The organism is Streptomyces sp. NPDC008092 (assembly GCF_042957285.1).
Classification (GTDB): Bacteria; Actinomycetota; Actinomycetes; order Streptomycetales; family Streptomycetaceae; genus Streptomyces.
In genome coordinates, this window is the sequence record NZ_JBIBHY010000002.1 from 667,413 (window position 1) to 684,902 (window position 17,490).

Genomic DNA, 17,490 nt, shown 5'->3' on the forward strand with positions numbered 1-17,490 from the left:
GGGCATCTCCGCAGGCCGCACGTCGGTATACGGTCCGAAGCGCTGGCCCCGACAGAAGTGGCTCGCGTCAACGGAGATTCCGGTCGAACCCGCCGCGCAGGCGCCGCGCGGACGGCAGCCGGGACCGCCCTGACACGGCTCCCGCTGTCGGCCCGGCGGTAGAGCCGCGGTGAACCCGTCGATCGGGAGTCGACAGGTCATCCAGCGCCGCCCCCCGTACGTCGCCCTGTCACTCCACTGCTCCGAGGTGCCCTGTGGCCATGCCTTCTCCTGCCTCGTCCCCGTCCGCGCCGCCCGACACCGGCAACCGGCACATCACGGCCACCATCGTGCTGGCCTGCCTCGGCGTGTTCGTCTCCTACCTGCCGGTCGTCGGCGTCTCCGTCGCGCTCCCGGTCCTGCAGCAGGCACTCGACGCCTCCACCGAGGGCCTGCAGTGGATCACCGACGCCTTCATCCTGCCGACCGCGGCCCTGCTGCTGACCTTCGGCATGGTGGGTGACCTGTACGGCCGCAAGAAGACCTACCTGGCCGGGCTGACCCTGTTCGCGCTCGGCTGCCTGGTCTGCCTGACCGGCGGCAGCGTCGTGCAGGTCTGCGTCGGCCAGGCCCTCACCGGCATCGGCACGGCCGCACTGCTGCCGTCCACCCTCGCCCTGATCGGCCATGTCTGCCCCGACCCCCGCAAACGGGCCCGGGCGATAGCCCTGTGGACGGCTGCCCTCGGCCTCGGACTGACCCTCGGCCCGGTGGTCAACGGCGTGATCGTGGAGCACACGAGCTGGCGGTGGATCTTCCTGCCCGCGCTCGTCCTCGCCGTGCTCACGGCCGTGGCCGGCGCCGTCCTGCTGACCGACTCCCGCGCCGAGCGCGAACGCCATCTGGACGTCCCCGGTCAGCTCCTGGCCATCGTCGCCATCACCGGCCTGGTCTACGGCGTCATCGAGGGCGGCAGCGCCGGCTGGTCCTCGGCCCAGGTCGTGATCGCCTTCGTGGCCGCCGCCCTCGGCGCGGCCGGCTTCGTCCTCGTGGAACTCCGCTCCGCCTGCCCGATGCTGGACATGCGCCTGTTCAGGTCCTCGGCGTTCTCCGGCGCGGCGCTCGTCATGGCCGTCACCCTGTTCGCCCAGGTCGGCCTCGTCTTCGCGCTCAGCGAGTACTTCGGGCTCGTCCACCACGCCTCGACCCTGGACATCGGCATCCGCCTCATGGCCATCAACGGCTTCACGGTGGTGCTCAGCCCGCTGGTCGGACGGCTGATGCACCGGGTGACCCCCGGGCTGCTGCTGGTCACGGGTCTCGTGGTCGGCGGCATCGGAGCCCTCGTCATGAACGTCTTCCAGGCCGACACGGGCACCGGCGAGGCCGCCCTGGTCATCGGCGTGTTCGGGATCGGCATCGCGCTCGCCATGGCGCCCATCACCACCATCGCCATGGACGCCCTGCCGCACCGGCTCGGGGGCACCGCCGCCGCGGCCAACAGCGCGCTCCGCCAGATCGGCAGCGCCCTCGGCCCCGCCGTCTTCGGTGTCATCCTCACCCACCGCACCCTGGCCGCCCTGCCCGGCCACCTCGCCGCGTCCGGGCTGAGCCCCGCCGACCAGGGGCAGGTCAACGGCATGGTGTCCAGCGTCGGCATCCAGGCCGGTGCCTTCCTGCACCTGAAGACACCCGAGAGCACCGGACAGGCCCTGGGCGCCTACGGCGCGAGCTTCACCGACGCCCTGCACACCTGCGCCCTCGTCGGCGGCATCGGGATGCTGGTGGCCGCGGTCATCGCGGTGGCGCTCATCGGGATCCGCCCGGCGCGGGCCGCGCAGACGGCACCGGAGGCGGCGGCACACCCCGCCGGGGCCGCGAGCTGACGTACCGGCGTCCTGACGTACGGCGGGGACCGGTCGGCCACCGTCCGGTGGCCGACCGGTCCCCGCCGGTCCAAGAGCCTTTAGCGCGCGAGCAGTTCGAGCGTGTCGATCACGCGGTTCGAGAAGCCCCACTCGTTGTCGTACCAGGCGACCACCTTGACGTGGCGGCCGTCGACACGGGTGAGGGCGGAGTCGAAGATCGACGAGGCCGGGTTGCCGGTGATGTCCGACGACACCAGCGGGTCGTCCGAGTACTCCAGGACACCCGCGAGCGGCCCCTCTGCCGCGGTGCGGTACGCGGCCAGCACGTCCTCGCGCGTCACGTCACGGGACACGGTCGTGTTGAGCTCGACGATCGAGCCCACCGGCACCGGCACCCGGATCGAGTCGCCCGACAGCTTGCCTTCGAGGTTCGGCAGCACCAGGCCGATCGCCTTGGCGGCGCCCGTCGTGGTCGGCACGATGTTGACCCCGGCGGCACGGGCGCGCCGGGGGTCGCGGTGCGGGCCGTCCTGCAGGTTCTGCTCCTGCGTGTAGGCGTGCACCGTGGTCATGAACCCGTGCTCGATACCGGCGAGTTCGTCGAGGACGGCGGCCAGCGGCGCGAGCGCGTTGGTCGTGCACGAGGCGTTGGAGACGATCGTGTGCAGCTCCGCGTCGTACGCGTCGGTGTTCACGCCGTACGCCAGCGTCACGTCCGCACCGTCCGACGGCGCGCTGACCAGCACCTTGCGGGCGCCCGCGTCGAGGTGGGCGCGGGCCGCCTTCGCCGAGGTGAAGCGGCCGGTCGACTCCAGCACGATGTCCACGCCGAGGTCGGCCCACGGCAGCTGCGCCGGCTCGCGCTCGGCGAGCACCTTGATGCGCCGCCCGTCGACGACGAGGGTGTCCCCGTCGACGCTCACCGGGCGCCCGAGGCGGCCGGCCGTGGAGTCGAAGGCGAGAAGCCGCGCGAGGGCGGCCGGTTCCGTGAGGTCGTTGACGGCGACGATCTCCAGGCTGCTGTCCCGCTCCAGCAGGGCCCGCAGCACGTTGCGTCCGATGCGGCCGAATCCGTTGACGGCGATACGAGTCATGAATGGTGTCCCTTCGCTACGCCACCAGACTCGCGGCCTGCCCGCGGTCGTGACAGCGGCGAGAACGCCACGGTTCGAAAGGATCCCGCCAGGAACCCGCCGGCCTCACCCGGACGGCCCTACTCGCCCTTGGTGAAGGTGCGCCGGTAGTCGCTCGGCGTCGTGCCGAGAATCCGCTGGAAGTGCAGCCGCAGGTTCGCCCCGGTGCCGAGGCCGACGTCGTCGGCGATCTGCTCGATGCTTCGCTCGGACCGTTCCAGGAGCTCCCGGGCCAGGTCGATCCGGGCGCGCATCACCCACTGCATCGGCGTGTACCCGGTGTCCTCCACGAACCGCCGCGAGAAGGTCCGCGCCGACACCCCCGCGTGCCGGGCGAGCGCGTCCAGGGTGAGCGGCTCGCCGAGCCGGTGCAGTGCCCATTCGCGGGTCGCGGCGAACCGCTCCCCGAGCGGCTCGGGCACACTGCGCGGCACGTACTGCGCCTGGCCCCCGCTGCGGTAGGGGGCCGCCACCAGCCGCCGCGCCGCGTGGTTGGAGGCGGCCACGCCCAGGTCGCCGCGCAGGATGTGCAGGCACAGGTCGATCCCCGAGGCCGCGCCGGCCGACGTCAGCACGCTGCCCTCGTCGACGAACAGCACGTTCTCGTCCACCTGGACCAGCGGATGCCGCTCCGCGAGGGCCCGGGTGTAGTGCCAGTGCGTGGTGGCGCGCCGGCCGTCGAGCAGCCCGGTCGCGGCGAGCGCGAAGGCCCCGGTCGAGATGGCGGCCAGCCGGGCGCCCCGCCCGTGCGCGGCGAGCAGCGCGGCCACGACCGCCGGCGGCGGATCCTCCCGGTCCGGGAACCGGTACCCGGGCACGAACACGATCTCCGCCCACTCCAGCGCGTCGAGGCCGTGGGCGACGTGGTACGACAGCCCGTCGCCGCCGGCGACCAGACCGGGCGCCGCACCGCACACCCGTACCTCGTACGGCATGCTCGCCCGGGTCGTGAACACCTGCGCCGGAATCCCGACGTCGAGGGGCTTCGCCCCCTCCAGCACCAGGACGGCGACGCGATGCAGGCGGACGGGAGGCACAGGGAACAGGGTACGAGCACCGGCCCCGCGCCCGGCGCGCACCGCCCGCAGGCCTCGGCACCCGTTCGGGTGGCGGCCCGCGGGGGACGATTGCGGCCGGCCGCCGGCACCGGATGATGGAGCCATGTCTGGAGCGGACGCAGAGGTGCCGGTACTGATCGTCGGCGGAGGACCGGTCGGGCTCACCGCGCGGGCACTGCTGGCGCGCTGGGGCGTGCCGGCCCTGCTGGTCGAGAAGCACCGGGAGCTGTCCCCGTTCCCACGGTCCCGCCTGGTCAACGTGCGGTCCATGGAGATCTTCCGGCAGCTCGGGATCGCCGCCGGGGTGGCGGCGGACGCGTTCGCACCCGAGTACGGCCGGGTGCGCTTCCGGGACACCCTGTACGACCCCGACTTCGCCAGCGCCGCGATGGTCGGGGTGCGCGCCCCGGTCGCCGAGAGCCCGGTCGTCGGCGTGGTCACCTCGCAGGACCGGCTGGAGCCCACCCTGCTCGCCGCCGCCGGGGGAGAGGTGCGGTTCGGGACCGAGCTGGTCGGCCTGGAGGAGGACGCGGAGGGCGTCCTCGCCGTGCTCGCCGACGGCGCGGACGGCGAGGAGACCCGCGTCCGGGCCCGGTACGTGGTCGCCGCCGACGGCGCGAACTCCTCCGTCCGCGAGCGGCTGGGCATCGCCACCACCGGCCCCGGAGCGCTCGGCGACTACACCACCGTCGTGTTCGACGCCGACCTGACCCGCTGGTGCGCGGACCAGCCGGCCGGGGTCTACTTCACCGCGTTCGGCACCTTCACCCCGCTCTACCCGGAGGGCGGCTGGGCCTGGTTCGGCGCCACGCCCGAGGGCAACGGGCAGACCGACTGGTCCGGCCGCGTCTCGCACGCGCTCGGCCCCGGTGCCGAGGTACAGGCCGACGTGGTGCGGGTCCAGCACTGGTCGATGACCGCGTACGTCGCCGAGCGCTTCGGCCGGGGCCGGGTGCTGCTGGCCGGCGACGCCGCGCACGCCGTCCCGCCGATCGGCGGCCTCGGTATGAACGCCGGCGTCGCGGACGCGCACAACCTGTCCTGGAAACTGGCCGGCGTGCTCCGGGGCTGGGCCGACCCCGCCCTGTTGGAGACGTACGAGACCGAACGGCGGCCGGTGGCCCAGGAGACCCTCCGCCAGGCGGTCGCCAACACCCACCTCCTGCTCCAGGTGCAGGACCTGCGCAAGGAGCAGCTCCGCGGCGGCTCGTCGGCGCAGGTCGAACTACCGTGGACGGAACGGTACTTCGCTCAGCTCGGCCTGGTGCTCGGCACGGCGTACGACTCCGCCGCCGTCCTCGGCCCCGACGGCGGCCCGGCCGGGGCCGCCGGCACCGAGTACGTGCCCACCGCGGCGCCGGGCCACCGCATGCCCCACCACTGGCTCACCCCCGGCCGCTCCACCCTCGACGCGTGCGGCGAGTGGTTCACCGTGCTCACCCCGGACCCCGGCCGCTGGCAGCAACAGGACACCGGGCCATGGCCGTTGCGCATCGAACCACTGCCCGGCGAACACGCCCGGGCCCACGGCCTGAGCCCGCACGGCGGCGCGGTCCTCGTCCGTCCCGACGGCCACATCGCCGCCCGCTGGGACGAACCGCCGTCGGCCGGTTCGGCCCTGCACGACGCCCTGAGCGCCGTCACGACGTGCGCGGCGGGGCGGTGCTCTCCCTGACCACCAGACGGGCCGGGACGAGGTCGGTGCCGGGGCGGGAGTCGTCGCCGGTGCGGATCTGGCGCAGGACGCCCTCCACACAGCGGCGGCCGACCTCGGCGAAGTCCTGGTGGACGGTGGTGAGGGGCGGGATGAAGAAGGCCGCGTCCGGGGTGTCGTCGAAGCCGACCACGCTGACCTCCGCCGGGACGGACCTGCCCCGTTCGTGGAAGGCGCGCAGCAGCCCCAGGGCCATCTGGTCGTTGGCCGCGAACACGGCCGTACAGCCCGGTTCGTCGGCGAGCGCGAGGCCCGCCGCGTACCCGGACTCGGCCGACCAGTCGCCGCGCAGCGGCGCCGGAACCGGGCACTCGGCCTCCGTCAGCACCGCCCGCCACGCCTGGGCTCGGCGCTGGGCCGCGTACGAGGACTCGGGACCGGCCACGTGCCACACCGTGCGGTGGCCCAGGTCCAGCAGGTGCCGTACGGCCCGGCGCGCGCCGTCGGCCTGGTCGGTGTCGACCACGCCGTAGCGGTCCCCGGCGTCGGAGTCGACGACCACCACATGGACGCCGGGCGGCAGTTGCACGGTGGCGGTGTCGAGCAGATGGATCTCCATGATGACGATCACGGCGTCCACCGCCAGCTCGCCCATCCGCGTGAAGGCGCCCAGCACGTTGTCCTGCGTGGCCACGTCGATGGGGATGAGGGTGATCGCGTAGCCCTCGGCCGCGGCATGCGTGGCGATCGCCTCCACGGTGCGGCTGCTGCCCGTGGAGGAGAGGCTGAACAGGATCACGCCGATGGTGTTGAACCGGCCGTAACGCAGGGCGCGGGCCGCGCTGTTGGGGCGGTAGCCGAGTTCCCGCATCGCGGCCAGCACCTGTTCCCGGGTCGAAGCGATCACCCCGGGATGCCCGTTGGAGACCCGGGAGACCGTCTGTGAGGAGACCCCGGCGAGTTGGGCGACGTCCGCCATGGAGACGCGCTGCTTGCGGCGTCCCCCGGGTATCCCGGAACCGCCCCGCCGCGCACCGCCCGCGGCCGGCGCGGCCGATTGCTCCGGCTCGTTCAGGCCCATCGCCCCACCCCTCAAATCTCCTTCATGCACGGGAAGTCGGGACCGGGAACCTTGACGGCCGCAGGAGCGGGTGCCACGATTCCGACGCTTTCGAGTTTACGTAAACATCGCCGCGTAACCAGCCCCGACGGAGATCCCGTCGGCACGGTCGCCGAGACGATGTTCACGTGAACATGCCGCGTCGATGTTTACGTAAACACGCGGTCGGGCCCGCGGGCCCCTGCGTCGAGCCGCCGTCTTCCGAAAGGGCACGTTGATGCGCAAGACCCCCGCCAGAACCCGGATCGCCCCCCGCACCCGAGCCGCCCTCGCCGCGGTCGCGATCGCCGCGGTCTGCGCGACCACCCTCACCGGCAGCCCCGCCTCGGCCTCCGCCGCCGCACCGGGCCACGGCACCAGCCAGTTCAAGGGCGTCAACTGGGCGGACCCGCGCGACAACTACGCCGACGACCCCGTGGTCCTGTCCGGCCTGTCCCTCTCGGACACCTACGCCCAGACCTACGCCAAGGCGACCCGGGTGATCGCGGCCTTCCGCGCCAACCTCGGGGCCAACACCGTACGGCTGCCCATCAACCCGTACACGGTGAACGGCTCCTACTGGAAGTCGTACCGCGGGGTCATCGACGCGGCCTCGGCGCAGGGCTTCAAGGTGATCGTCTCCTACTGGGAGGGCACCGGCGCCAACAAGGACGGCTTCATCGACGACGAGGCCACCTACTGGCCCATGTGGGACACCGTCGTGAAGGCCTACCGGCACGACCCGCACGTCTACTTCGAGCCGATGAACGAGCCGCACGGCTACACCGACGCCGAGTGGGCCGACCTGGCGGCGAAGTGGCTGGCGACCTACCCGTCCGTCCCGCACGACCGCGTCTTCGTCAGCGGCGCCGGCTACAACGACCACGTCACCACCGTCTGCGCCGACCCGCGCCTGAAGGGCACCTACCTCTCCCTCCACCACTACGGCTTCTGGAAGAGCTACGCCACCTACGACCAGTGGGTGGCCGACCTGAAGGAGCGCCTCGGCGACTGCGCGAACCGCACGGTCGCCGACGAGTTCGGTGCCCCCATGACGACAGGCCTCGACTACGACAAACCCGCTCCCGACGACAACTCCGTCAACTTCATCCAGGCCGACACCGACACGTTCCGCAAGCTCGGCATGGGCTCGGTGTACTGGCCGGGCCTGCGCACCGACGACACGTACTCCGTCCAGAAGCTGATCGGCGACGCGTCCCGCCCCTGGCTGGCCACCACCAACCAGTCCGGCGCCGACCGCCTCGCCTGGGCCTGGGGCCGCGGCAGGCCGGTCAACGGCTGACCGACGTGGGGGCTCCCGCGCCCCGAAAGGGGCGCTGGGGGTACCCCCGGCCGAAGGCTGGGGGAGGAACTGCGCGACCAGCCACGACGGCGCCGCAGTCGAGAGTCGGCGCTTCGGGGGCAAGGAAGGTGAATCGCTCAACGCTCCCGTGCGCACGCCTCCGGCTGAAGACGCCGCACGTACGTCACCGCCGGCAGACCGTTCAGCCGTGTCTCACCGGTCACCGTGAACCCGGTCCGGGCCAGGACCGCCCGCGACGCCGCGTTGCGGAGGGCGGCGGCGGCCCGCAGGGTCGTCAGTCCGTAGGTGTCGAGGGCCCGTCGGCACACCTCCCCGACACCCCAGGTGGCCAGCCCCCGCCCGGCGGCCCGCTCCGCGATCCGGTACCCCAGGTCGGCGCCGCCGTCCCCGACGTCGATCAGGTTGACCCGCCCCAGCACCTCGCCCGCCGCGTCGACCAGCACATGGAAGTAGCAGATCCCGGCCTCCTGCTCGGCCAGCAGATCCCGGTGCCGCTCGTCGAACCGGGCGAAGTACTCGTCGCCCCGGTCGGGGATGGCCGCCGCGAAATAGGCGCGGTTCTCCAACTCGAAGGCGAGCACTGCCGGGGCGTGGTCCGGGCGGAGCAACTGGAGTTCGGGCATGGGGGGACGGTAGGCACCCCCACTGCAGGCCCGCCAGCGGATTACGGCTTGCGCAGGTCCTTCACTCGGCGGAGTTTGCCGAGCGAGCGCTCCAGCGTCTCGGGCTCGACGACCGCGACCTCCACGGTGACGCCGACGCCGTCCTTGATGCCCTGGGCGATGGTCCGCACGGCGGCCTCGCGGTCGGCGGGGCCGGCGTCGGGACGGGCCTCGACCCGGACCGTCATGTGGTCCATCCGTCCGCGCCGGCTGATCTGGATCTGGAAGTGCGGGGCCACCCCCGGCGTCCGCAGCACGATCTCCTCCACCTGGCTGGGGAAGACGTTGACCCCCCGAAGGATGATCATGTCGTCGGACCGGCCGGTGATCTTCTCGATCCGGCGGAACCCGGGACGCGCCGTGCCCGGCAGCAGCCGGGTCAGGTCCCTGGTGCGGTACCGGATGATCGGCAGCGCCTCCTTCGTCAGCGAGGTGAAGACGAGTTCGCCGCTCTCGCCGTCGGCCTGCACCTCGTCGCCCAGCGGGTCCACGACCTCCGGGTAGAAGTGGTCCTCCCAGACGTGCAGCCCGTCCTTGGTCTCCACGCACTCCTGCGCGACCCCGGGGCCGATGACCTCGGACAGGCCGTATATGTCGACCGCGTGGATGTCCAGCCGCTCCTCGATCTCGCGGCGCATCTCCTCCGTCCACGGCTCCGCGCCGAAGATGCCGACCTTGAGGGAGGTGGAGCGCGGGTCGACGCCCTGGCGCTCGAACTCGTCGAGCAGGGTCAGCATGTAGGAGGGCGTGACCATGATGATCTCGGGCCGGAAGTCCTGGATGATCTGCACCTGGCGCGCGGTCATGCCGCCGGAGGCGGGGATCACCGTGCAGCCGGCGCGTTCGGCGCCGTAGTGGGCGCCCAGGCCGCCGGTGAACAGGCCGTAGCCGTAGGAGACATGGACCTTGTGCCCCGGGCGGCCGCCGGCGGCCCGGATGGAACGGGCGACGACGTCCGCCCACATGGACAGGTCGTTCTCCGTGTAACCGACCACGGTGGGCCGGCCGGTGGTACCGCTGGAGGCGTGCACGCGCCGCACCTCGGACATCGGTACGGCGAACATCCCGAAGGGGTAGGTGTCCCGCAGGTCCGCCTTGGTCGTGAAGGGGAAGCGGGCGAGGTCCGCGAGGGTGCGGCAGTCGTCGGGGCCGACGCCGGCCGCGTCGAACTTCTTGCGGTACAGCTCCACGTTGTCGTACGCGTGCCGCAGCGTCGTGCGCAGCCTGGTGAGCTGGAGCGCCCGGACCTCCTCGCGGGACATCCGCTCGGCCTCGTCGAGGAGTGCCTCGGGAAGCGGCTCCCCCCGGCGGGTGCCCCTGGATCCGGGCGCGGTCACTTCGCTGCTCATTGCGGCTCCTCATTCTGCGTGCGCAGGATGCGACTGCGGCCGCGGAACTCCGCGATCACCTTGTCGCCGCGCACGACGCTCACGTCGTAGACACCGCTGCGGCCGAACCGGACGCGCTCCCGCGCGGTGGCGACCAGCACGTCGCCCTCGTAGGCGGGCGCGACGAAGTCGATGTCGGCTCCGGCGGCGACGGTCACCGGCCCGTGGCTGTTGCAGGCGCAGGCGAACGCCGTGTCGGCGAGCAGGAAGACATGGCCGCCGTGGGCGATCCGGTGTCCGTTGACCTGCGATGCGGTCACGGTCATCCGCAGCACGGCGGTCCCCTCGCCGTGCTCCAGCAACTCGATCCCGAGCCGCCTGGACGCCTCGTCCGCGGCGAACATCGTCTCGACGGGGCCAGGTGTCGTCCCGGGTACCTGGGTCGTCATTTCCACCACCTTGTGAACCGACCGAACATTCGGTTAGCGTGCGGCGTGGTCAAGTAATCCAGCAACACACCTGCATGTCAAGAGGTGGAACGCGGGCCGCGGAAGTGCCCGCGCCACCCTGTCCGGCACCCCTTCGCCGGCGGTCGCAGCGCCGTCCCGCGGCCGCGGCGGACCGCGCACCCCGAAGCCGAGGAGACCGCCCGATGCCCGACGTCTACCTGATCGACGGGGCCCGCACCCCGCAGGGCCGCTACGGCGGCGCCCTGGCCGCCGTACGGCCCGACGACCTCGCCGCCCTCGTCGTCGGCGAGGCCGTACGGCGCTCCGGCGCCCCCGGCGAAGCCGTGGACGAGGTCGTCCTGGGAGCCGCCAACCAGGCGGGCGAGGACAACCGGGACGTGGCCCGGATGGCGGTGCTGCTCGCCGGCCTGCCGCACACCGTGCCCGGCTACACCGTCAACCGACTGTGCGCCTCGGGCCTCACGGCCGTCGCCTCGGCAGCCCAGACGATCCGTGCCGGCGAGGCGGACCTCGTGGTCGCCGGGGGAGTGGAGTCCATGACCCGGGCGCCCTGGGTGATGGAGAAGCCCGGCACCCCGTGGGCCAAGCCCGGGCAGGTCCACGACACCGCGCTGGGCTGGCGGTTCACCAACCCGCGCTTCACCGCCGCCGACCGCGAGGTGCCCGCGGGCGCCGGACCCGAGGCGGTCAGGATCACGCTCTCCATGGGGGAGACCGCGGAAGAGGTCGCCGCCCTGGACGGCATCACCCGCGCCGACTCCGACGCCTTCGCGCTGCGCAGCCACCAGCGGGCCGTGGCCGCCCAGCAGGCGGGCCGCTTCGACCGCGAGATCGTGCCCGTACCGGTGCGCGACGGCGAGGTCACCCGGGACGAGGGCCCCCGCCCCTCGACCACCCTGGAGAAGCTGGGCTCCCTGCGCACCGTCTTCCGCGCGGACGGCATCGTCACGGCCGGCTCCTCCTCACCGCTGTCCGACGGCGCGGCCGCCCTGGTGGTCGCGAGCGCAGCGGCCGTCGAGCGGTACGGCCTCACCCCGCGGGCCCGGATCGTCGCCTCGGCCTCCGCGGGTGTGCAGCCCGACCTGATGGGTCTGGGCCCGGTCCCCGCCACCGAGAAGGCCCTGGCCCGCGCCGGCTGGCAGACCGGCGACCTGGACGCGGTGGAGCTCAACGAGGCGTTCGCCGCCCAGGCGCTGGCGGTGACCCGCCGCCTCAAGCTCGACGGGGACAAGGTCAACGCCGACGGCGGGGCCATCGCCCTCGGCCATCCGCTCGGCTGCTCCGGCGCCCGCATCCTGCTCACCCTGCTCGGCCGCCTGGAACGGGAGAACGGCCGCCGCGGCCTGGCCACGCTCTGCGTAGGAGTCGGCCAGGGCGTCGCACTCCTCGTGGAGCGGGTGTGACCACGTCCGTGCGGTACGACACCCTCCTCGTCGAGGAGCGCGCCGACCGGGTCGTCGTCACCCTGCACCGGCCCGAAGCCCGCAACGCCATCAGCGGCCGCATGATCGGCGAACTGCACCAGGTCTGCGAACAGCTGGAGCGGGATCCCCGGCTGCTGCTCCTGACCGGCCACGGCGGGGTCTTCGCGGGCGGCGCCGACATCGCCGAACTCCTCAAGCGCGGCCGTGACGAGGCGCTCCAGGGCATCAACAGCCGCCTCTTCGAGCGGGTCCGGCGGCTGCCCATGCCCACTCTGGCCGCCGTCGAGGGCTGGGCCCTGGGCGGCGGCGCCGAGCTGGCCTACGCCTGCGACCTGCGGATCGCGGGTCCCGGCGCCGTCTTCGGCAACCCCGAGCCCGGCCTCGGCATCCTCGCGGCGGCCGGCGCCTGCTGGCGGCTGCCCGAACTGGTCGGCGAGTCGGTCGCCAAGCAGATCCTCCTCGCCGGCCGCAACCTGGACGCGCCGGCCGCGCTCGCCGCGGGCCTGGTCATCGACGTCGTCCCCGCCGGGGAACTCCTGACGGCGGCCCACGCGCTGCTCGACCGGATGGCACGGTCCTCGGCCGCCGCCCTGCGGCTGACGAAGCTCGTCGTCGACTCGCCCGGCGCCCACCCGGTCGCCGACGACCTCGCGCAGGCCGTGCTCTTCGAGGGGCAGGACAAGAAGGACCGCATGACACGTTTCCTGGAGAAGAGGAGCCGCGCATGACATCGGCACCCAAGACCGTCGCGGTCATCGGCGGCGGCCGCATGGGCGCGGGGATCGCCCAGTCCTTCGCCACCGCCGGCTCGGCCGTCACCGTGGTGGAGAGCGGTTCGGAGGCCGCGGACGCGGCGCTGGAGCGGATCGCCGGCAGCCTGCGGCGGGCCGCGGAGCGCGGTCACCTCACGCAGGACCCGGAACAGGTGGCCGGACGGGTGACCGCCGTGCCCACGCCGGCCGCGCTGCCGGCGGAGGCCGAGCTGGTCGTGGAGGCCGTACCCGAGGACGCGGCGCTCAAGGCCCGCCTCCTGAAGGCCGCGGAGGAGGCCGTGGCCGACACCGCCGTCCTCGCCACCAACACCAGCTCCCTGTCGGTGACCGACCTCGCCGCGGTGCTCCGGCGCCCGGACCGCTTCCTCGGCATGCACTTCTTCAACCCGGTGCCCGCCTCCGCGCTCGTCGAGATCGTCGTCGCCCCCGAGACCGCCCCGGGCACCGTCGAGGCCGCCCTGGAATGGACCAGGGCGCTGGGCAAGCAGGACGTGGTCGTCAGGGACTCGCCCGGCTTCGCCAGCAGCCGGCTCGGGCTGGCCCTGGGGCTGGAGGCGATCCGGATGGTCGAGGAGGGGGTCGCCGCGCCCGAGGCCATCGACGACGCCATGCGGCTCGGCTACAAGCACCCCATGGGCCCGCTGCGCCTGACCGACCTGGTCGGGCTCGACGTACGGCTCGCCATCGCCGAGTACCTGCACGCGACCCTCGGCGACCGCTTCGCCCCGCCCCGGCTGCTGCGCGACAAGGTGGCCCGCGGCGAACTCGGGCACAAGACGGGTCAGGGCTTCTACACGTGGTGACCGTGACGGGCCGCGGTACCGCTCCCGGACGCACGTCCGCCGCATTGCGCACCGCGGCCGCATTGCCTGCTGCAGCCGCGTTGCTCACCGCACTGATCGGCGTAGACCCTTGCCAGACCGGGGAGGGCGCACCTTATCATGAACCGAACGAATGGTCGGTTGGGAGATGGTGGAGATGACTGAAGCGGCCGGAAGGGACGCCGGGCCCGATCTGGAGTCCCACTTCGAGGCGACGATCTCGCGTGACCAGCGGATCGAGCCGCGTGACTGGATGCCGGAGGGCTACCGCAGGACGCTGATCCGGCAGATCGCCCAGCACGCGCACTCGGAGATCATCGGCATGCAGCCGGAAGGCGAGTGGATCACCAGGGCGCCCTCGCTGCGCCGCAAGGCGATCCTGTTCGCCAAGGTCCAGGACGAGGCCGGACACGGCCTGTACCTGTACTCCGCCGCCGAGACCCTGGGCGCCGACCGCGCGGACCTCACCGAGCGACTGATCGAGGGCCGGCAGAAGTACTCGTCGATCTTCAACTACCCGACGCTCAGCTACGCGGACGTCGGCGTCATCGGCTGGTTCGTGGACGGCGCGGCCATCTGCAACCAGGTGCCGCTGTGCCGCAGTTCCTACGGCCCCTACGCCCGCGCGATGGTGCGGATCTGCAAGGAGGAGTCCTTCCACCAGCGGCAGGGCTACGAACTGCTGATGACCATGATGCGCGGCACCGACGCCCAGCGGGAGATGGTGCAGGACGCCGTGGACCGCTGGTGGTGGCCCTCCCTGATGATGTTCGGCCCGCCCGACGACGACTCGCCCAACTCCGCCCAGTCGATGGCCTGGAAGATCAAGCGGCACAGCAACGACGAACTCCGCCGGCGGTTCGTCGACATGACCGTCCCCCAGGCGGCCAGGCTCGGCGTGACCCTGCCCGACCCCGAGCTGCGCTTCGACGAGGAGCGCGGCCGGCACGACTTCGGCACCCCCGACTGGTCCGAGCTGAAGGCGGTCATCAGCGGCAACGGCCCGTGCAACGCGGAGCGCGTCGAGCGACGCCGGGCCGCCCACGAGGAAGGTGCCTGGGTGCGTGCGGCCGCCGGCGCCCACGCCGCAAAGCAGGCCGCCCGAGCCCGCGAGGAGGCGGCGGCATGAGCGACGCCGGGAACTGGCCCCTGTACGAGATCTTCATCCGCGGCAAGCGCGGCCTCAACCACGTCCACGTCGGCTCGCTGCACGCGGCGGACGACCAGATGGCCCTCACCCACGCCCGCGACCTGTACACCCGGCGCAACGAGGGCGTCAGCATCTGGGCCGTGCGCTCCGAGCACATCGCCGCCTCCACCCGGGACGAGAAGGACCCCTTCTTCGACCCGAGCGCCGACAAGGTCTACCGCCACCCGACCTTCTACGACATCCCCGACGATGTCCCGCACATCTAGGAGCCGGTGATGAGCGACGACCACGTCTACCTGAGCCTGGCCGAGGGCCACGACGACAGCGACGCGCGCTGGGCGTTCGGCACCGGCTTCGAGGACCCGCTGCACGGCGTCGACACCGCCGTCCCCGAGGGCGTCGACGCCGCCGCACTGGCCGCCGGCTGTCTGGCACTCGGCGACGACGCCCTGGTGCTGGCCCAGCGGCTCGCCGAATGGGTCACCCGCGCCCCCGAACTGGAGGAGGAGGTGGCGCTGGCCAACATCGGGCTCGACCTGCTCGGCCAGGCCCGCCTGCTCTACTCCCGGGCCGGCCAGACCGACGGCACCGGCCGCACGGAGGACGCCTACGCCTACTTCCGGGACGCCGCCGACTTCCGCAACGTACGCCTCGTCGAACTCCCCAACGGCGACTTCGCCTTCTCCGTGCTGCGGCTCCTGGTGTTCGCCAGCTGGCGGCTCGCCCACTTCACCGAACTGGCCGCCGCGCCCGACCCGGTGCTCGCGGCGATCGCCGCCAAGGGCGTCAAGGAACTCGCCTACCACCGGCAGTACGCCGCCGAGTGGGTCGTACGCCTGGGAGACGGCACGGAGGAGTCGCACGCGCGGATGCTGACGGCCCTGCGGGAGCAGGCCCCGTACTGGGAGGAGCTGTTCGCCGCACACGACGTGCGCGACGCGGTGCTGGCCGACCTCCACCAGGTCCTCGACGCGGCCGGCCTCCCCGTGCCGGCCGTCCCGCCGTTGTCCGGCCAGGGCCGCGACGGCGGGCACACCGGCCACCTGGCCCCGCTCCTCGCCGAGCTGCAGAGCGTGGCCCGCGCCCACCCGGAGGCGACATGGTGACCGTCCTGGCCGACGCCCGGCGGGCCCGGCACATCGCCGAACAGGTCCCCGACCCGGAACTTCCCATGCTCACCCTCGCCGACCTCGGCGTGCTGCGGGACGTCACCGTCGAACCGGACGGCACGGTGGTCGCCGACCTCACCCCGACCTACTCGGGCTGCCCCGCCATGGCCGAGATGCGCGCCGGGGTCGCCGCCCGCCTGCGCGACGCCGGCTTCGGCCGCGTGGAGATCCGCACGGTCCTCGACCCGCCGTGGACCAGCGACTGGATCACCCCCGAGGGCCGCCGCAAACTCGCCGACCACGGCATCGCACCGCCCCACAGGGCACCGCGGCGCCCCGCGGGCCCCGTCCCGCTGGACCTGTCGCCGACCCGGCGCACGGTCGTGTGTCCCCGCTGCGGATCGGCCGCCACCGAGGAGACCTCCCGGTTCGCGGCCACCTCCTGCAAGGCACTGTGGCGCTGCCTCAGCTGCCGGGAGCCGTTCGAGTACGTCAAGGAGATCTGATGGCAGAGCTGACGGCACCGACCGCCGGTGCCCCCGCGACGACAGCACGCCGGCGCCGCCCTGCCTTCCATACCCTGCGCGTGGCCGCCGTCCAGTCCCTGTGCGAGGACGCGGTGGCGGTCACCTTCGACATCCCCGCCGCCCTGGCGGCGGAGTTCGCCTTCGGCCCCGGCCAGTCGCTCACCCTCCGCCGCGAGGTCGACGGGCGCGACGAGCGGCGCTCCTACTCGATCTGCTCGCCGGCCGGCGCCGCGCCCCGCATCGGCGTCCGCGAGGTGCCCGGCGGCCTCTTCTCCTCCTGGCTGGTCCACGAGGTGCGCCCGGGCGACACCGTCGAGGTGATGGCCCCCACCGGAGCCTTCACCCCCGACCTCTCGGTCCCCGGCCACCACGTGCTCATCGCGGCCGGCTCGGGCATCACCCCCATGATGTCGATCGCCGAGTCCGTCCTCGCCGCCGACGACCGCTCGAAGGTCACGCTGTTCTACGGCAACCGCCGCACCGACACCGTGATGTTCGCCGACGAACTCGCCGACCTGAAGGACGAGTACCGCACCCGCTTCCACCTCGCCCACGTCCTCTCCCGGGAACCCCGCGAGGCCGAACTCCTCTCCGGCCGCCTGGACGGCGACCGCCTCGGCGCGCTCGTCGACGGCCTGGTCGACGTCGAGGGCGCCGACCACTGGTGGCTGTGCGGCCCGCACGGCATGGTCCTCGACGCGCAGAAGGTGCTCGCCGGACTCGGCGTGCCCGCCGGGCGGATCCACCAGGAACTCTTCTTCGCCGACGAGCCGATCGAGCCCGTCCGCCACGAGGAGGCGGCGGCGACGGGCCCGGCCAGCGAGGTCACCGTCACCCTGGACGGCCGCTCCACCACCGCGCGCCTCCCGCGCGGGCGGACCATCCTCGACTCCGCCGCCCGCATCCGCCCGGACCTCCCCTTCGCCTGCAAGGGAGGCGTCTGCGGGACCTGCCGCGCCCGCATCACGGACGGCGAGGCGGACATGCGCCGCAACTACGCCCTGGAACCCGCCGAGGTGGATGCCGGCTACGTGCTGACCTGCCAGTCCTACCCCGTCTCCGAGTCGTTGACGGTCGACTACGACAGCTGACCGGTCCCGGCGCCCCGGCC

The 17,490-nt window shown here is 73.0% G+C and carries 17 protein-coding genes; 11 read left to right on the forward strand and 6 right to left on the reverse strand.

Translation table 11 applies throughout. The features are described 5' to 3' along the window. The first annotated feature begins 260 nt into the window (after positions 1-260). Complete coding sequence (locus ACFZB3_RS07830; protein ID WP_391371346.1) at positions 261-1,865, forward strand: MFS transporter; 1,605 nt, start codon at positions 261-263, stop codon at positions 1,863-1,865. Between the two features lie 80 nt (positions 1,866-1,945). Here the strand turns inward: ACFZB3_RS07830 and gap are convergent, their stop codons facing one another. Both gap and ACFZB3_RS07840 read right to left on the reverse strand, forming a co-directional pair. After that, positions 1,946-2,941 carry a type I glyceraldehyde-3-phosphate dehydrogenase gene (gene gap, locus ACFZB3_RS07835; protein ID WP_391371348.1) on the reverse strand — a complete coding sequence of 332 codons (996 nt, stop codon included), beginning with the start codon at positions 2,939-2,941 and terminating at the stop codon, positions 1,946-1,948. Positions 2,942-3,060: 119 nt separating this feature from the next. Then, positions 3,061-4,017: a helix-turn-helix domain-containing protein gene (locus tag ACFZB3_RS07840; protein WP_391371351.1), complete on the reverse strand. Its 957-nt coding sequence runs from the start codon at positions 4,015-4,017 to the stop codon at positions 3,061-3,063. A gap of 124 nt (positions 4,018-4,141) precedes the next feature. Here ACFZB3_RS07840 and ACFZB3_RS07845 point away from each other — a divergent pair, with 124 nt between their 5' ends. Continuing rightward, the gene (locus tag ACFZB3_RS07845; RefSeq protein WP_391371354.1) at positions 4,142-5,713 is read left to right on the forward strand and encodes an FAD-dependent monooxygenase; all 1,572 of its coding nucleotides are present in this window, start codon (positions 4,142-4,144) and stop codon (positions 5,711-5,713) included. On the opposite strand, the gene ACFZB3_RS07850 is transcribed toward ACFZB3_RS07845, so the two are convergent. Next, complete coding sequence (locus ACFZB3_RS07850; protein ID WP_391371358.1) at positions 5,679-6,773, reverse strand: substrate-binding domain-containing protein; 1,095 nt, start codon at positions 6,771-6,773, stop codon at positions 5,679-5,681. The genes ACFZB3_RS07845 and ACFZB3_RS07850 overlap by 35 nt on opposite strands. Before the next feature lie 256 nt (positions 6,774-7,029). Between ACFZB3_RS07850 and ACFZB3_RS07855 the strand changes: the two genes are divergently transcribed. Then, positions 7,030-8,094 carry a cellulase family glycosylhydrolase gene (locus tag ACFZB3_RS07855; RefSeq protein WP_391371361.1) on the forward strand — a complete coding sequence of 355 codons (1,065 nt, stop codon included), beginning with the start codon at positions 7,030-7,032 and terminating at the stop codon, positions 8,092-8,094. Positions 8,095-8,231: 137 nt separating this feature from the next. On the opposite strand, the gene ACFZB3_RS07860 is transcribed toward ACFZB3_RS07855, so the two are convergent. The 3 genes from ACFZB3_RS07860 to paaI are packed head-to-tail and all read right to left on the reverse strand — an operon-like array spanning position 8,232 to position 10,554. After that, positions 8,232-8,738, reverse strand: coding sequence for a GNAT family N-acetyltransferase (locus ACFZB3_RS07860; RefSeq protein ID WP_391371364.1), 507 nt, complete (start codon positions 8,736-8,738; stop codon positions 8,232-8,234). Positions 8,739-8,779: 41 nt separating this feature from the next. Continuing rightward, the gene (paaK, locus tag ACFZB3_RS07865) at positions 8,780-10,126 is read right to left on the reverse strand and encodes a phenylacetate--CoA ligase PaaK (RefSeq protein WP_391371367.1); all 1,347 of its coding nucleotides are present in this window, start codon (positions 10,124-10,126) and stop codon (positions 8,780-8,782) included. Continuing rightward, entirely contained in the window at positions 10,123-10,554 is a 432-nt protein-coding gene (gene paaI, locus ACFZB3_RS07870; RefSeq protein ID WP_391371370.1) for a hydroxyphenylacetyl-CoA thioesterase PaaI, read from the reverse strand. Before paaI ends, paaK begins: the two co-directional genes overlap by 4 nt. 203 nt (positions 10,555-10,757) lie before the next feature. On the opposite strand from paaI, the gene ACFZB3_RS07875 reads away from it, so the two are divergent. The 8 genes from ACFZB3_RS07875 (at position 10,758) to paaE (ending at position 17,470) form a co-directional block, all read left to right on the forward strand. Next, complete coding sequence (locus tag ACFZB3_RS07875) at positions 10,758-11,978, forward strand: acetyl-CoA C-acyltransferase (RefSeq protein ID WP_391371372.1); 1,221 nt, start codon at positions 10,758-10,760, stop codon at positions 11,976-11,978. Next, positions 11,975-12,727, forward strand: coding sequence for an enoyl-CoA hydratase-related protein (locus ACFZB3_RS07880; RefSeq protein WP_391371374.1), 753 nt, complete (start codon positions 11,975-11,977; stop codon positions 12,725-12,727). Before ACFZB3_RS07875 ends, ACFZB3_RS07880 begins: the two co-directional genes overlap by 4 nt. After that, positions 12,724-13,575, forward strand: coding sequence for a 3-hydroxyacyl-CoA dehydrogenase NAD-binding domain-containing protein (locus ACFZB3_RS07885; RefSeq protein ID WP_391371377.1), 852 nt, complete (start codon positions 12,724-12,726; stop codon positions 13,573-13,575). Before ACFZB3_RS07880 ends, ACFZB3_RS07885 begins: the two co-directional genes overlap by 4 nt. A gap of 175 nt (positions 13,576-13,750) precedes the next feature. After that, the gene (gene paaA, locus ACFZB3_RS07890) at positions 13,751-14,722 is read left to right on the forward strand and encodes a 1,2-phenylacetyl-CoA epoxidase subunit PaaA (RefSeq protein WP_391371381.1); all 972 of its coding nucleotides are present in this window, start codon (positions 13,751-13,753) and stop codon (positions 14,720-14,722) included. Beyond that, a complete protein-coding gene (gene paaB, locus ACFZB3_RS07895) occupies positions 14,719-15,009 on the forward strand; it encodes a 1,2-phenylacetyl-CoA epoxidase subunit PaaB (protein WP_391371383.1) in 291 nt (96 codons plus the stop codon). The genes paaA and paaB overlap by 4 nt, the downstream gene beginning before the upstream one ends. Before the next feature lie 9 nt (positions 15,010-15,018). Beyond that, positions 15,019-15,849: a 1,2-phenylacetyl-CoA epoxidase subunit PaaC gene (gene paaC / locus ACFZB3_RS07900; protein ID WP_391371386.1), complete on the forward strand. Its 831-nt coding sequence runs from the start codon at positions 15,019-15,021 to the stop codon at positions 15,847-15,849. Further along, positions 15,843-16,358, forward strand: coding sequence for a 1,2-phenylacetyl-CoA epoxidase subunit PaaD (paaD, locus tag ACFZB3_RS07905; protein WP_391371389.1), 516 nt, complete (start codon positions 15,843-15,845; stop codon positions 16,356-16,358). Before paaC ends, paaD begins: the two co-directional genes overlap by 7 nt. After that, positions 16,358-17,470: a 1,2-phenylacetyl-CoA epoxidase subunit PaaE gene (gene paaE / locus ACFZB3_RS07910; protein ID WP_391371392.1), complete on the forward strand. Its 1,113-nt coding sequence runs from the start codon at positions 16,358-16,360 to the stop codon at positions 17,468-17,470. Before paaD ends, paaE begins: the two co-directional genes overlap by 1 nt. The last annotated feature ends 20 nt before the right edge of the window (positions 17,471-17,490 follow it).